The organism is Dietzia sp. B19, from assembly GCF_014145155.1.
GTDB lineage: Bacteria > Actinomycetota > Actinomycetes > Mycobacteriales > Mycobacteriaceae > Dietzia > Dietzia natronolimnaea.
Genome location: NZ_JAALED010000299.1, coordinates 1 through 1,618, shown reverse-complemented (window position 1 = coordinate 1,618; position 1,618 = coordinate 1). Strand labels below are relative to the sequence as shown.

At 72.2% G+C, this 1,618-nt stretch carries 2 protein-coding genes; both read right to left on the bottom strand.

Annotated elements, in window-relative coordinates; all coding sequences use genetic code 11:
• The coding region (locus G6020_RS09225) for a M20/M25/M40 family metallo-hydrolase (RefSeq protein WP_182610411.1) at positions 1–716 on the bottom strand (716 nt) is incomplete at its 3' end.
• The coding region (locus tag G6020_RS09220; protein ID WP_182610410.1) for an amino acid deaminase/aldolase at positions 713–1,618 on the bottom strand (906 nt) is incomplete at its 5' end. The genes G6020_RS09220 and G6020_RS09225, both read right to left, overlap by 4 nt.

Below are 1,618 nucleotides of genomic sequence, written 5' to 3'. Positions count from 1 at the left end.
GCACCCGCGATCGCCGCGACCGCGTTGTCCGAGGTCGGGCGGGACGCGTGGGCCGCGGCCCCCTTCGCGCTCACCCGCGCCCAGGCGACGCCCTTCTCCGCGACCGCGATCGGGTAGAGCCGCCGACCCGCCACCGGTACGGACCACCCCCCGACCTCGCTGAGTGCGTGGGTCATGCCGTCGAAGATGTCGGGACGTTCCCGCACCACCCACCGCGCCCCCATCGTCCCGGCGGCTTCCTCGTCGGCGAAGAAGGCGAGCAACAGGGGTCTGCGCGGGACGATGCCCTCACGGCGGTAGTGGCGCACGACGGCGAGCATCATGCCGATCATGTTCTTCATGTCCACGGTTCCACGGCCGTAGAGCCAGCCGTCGTGGATCTCACCCGCGAACGGCGGGACCGACCAGTCCTCTGCGACCGCGGGGACCACGTCGACGTGCCCGTGCACGACCAGTCCGCCGGCGGCCGGGTCCGACCCGTCGACACGGGCGAACAGACTTCCGCGACCGGGCACGGACTCCACCAACTCGCTCGGGATCCCCACCTCGTCCAGGTACTCCGCGATACGTCGGCACACGCGGGTCTCACCGTCGCCGATCGTGGCGGGGTCGCCGGTGTTGGTCGAGTCGATGGACACCAGGTCAGCTGTGATCGAGACGGCCTCGGAGTGCAGGAGTTCCCGCATCTCGTCGGTCATCGGCACGGTGTCCGTCATCCGAAGCACATCCCTTCCCCACGGTAGGTGGGCCAGCGATCCACCACCGCTGGTCCCTGTGCAGTCTCGTCCACCACGTGGAGCGTGTCGAACCGCTCGCAGACCTCTCCCGCCTTCGCGTGGCGCCACCAGGCGCGGTCGCCTATCGCCACCTCCCCTCGCACGGGGGTCTGCACCTCTCCGGCGCCCTCCCTGCCCAGGTACCGCAACCCCGTGGGGCGGGCGGGGACGGGCAGCCGATCCGGCCCCGGCACCCCGGAGGCCACGTACCCCCCGTAGAGGAAGGTCGTGAGGCCGGGGGCCGGGGTCCGGACCGCCGGCAGGGCGAAGAACAGCGAGGGTCGCGGTGTGAACGAGCGGTAGCGGTCGAACAACCCGGGGACGAAGAGACCCGACCCGGCGGTCACCTCGGTGACGGCGGGATCCGCGGCGCTCTCGGCGATCGAACCGGAGCCACCCGAGTTGACGATCTCGGGTCGCTCCCCGGTGACGTCGGCGACCACTCCGGCGACGGCCCCCCGGATCCCGAGCAGACGGCGCATCGACAGCGCCTTGACCACGCCGATACCCCTGACGTCGTCGGGGACGCCGGCGACCTGCGCCTCGTAGAACATCACACCGACCACCCGGAAGCCCGAGGCCACGGCTCGACGGACCAGCGGCTCGACGTCGGCGGGGCCCCGGAGCGGGGACCGCCTGACGCCCAGGTGGAGGGGTCCGAACCGGAGCGAGGCGTCCACGTCGACGCACACCCTCGCCCCACCGGCACCCGACTCGCGGGCGATCTCCAGCTGGCGTTCGTCGTCGACCATCAGGGTCACCGCGTCGAGCGCGGCCGGATCCGCCCCCAGTCGCGCGAGCGCCGCGCGGTCGACCGTGGGGTACCCGAGCAGGACGTCGTC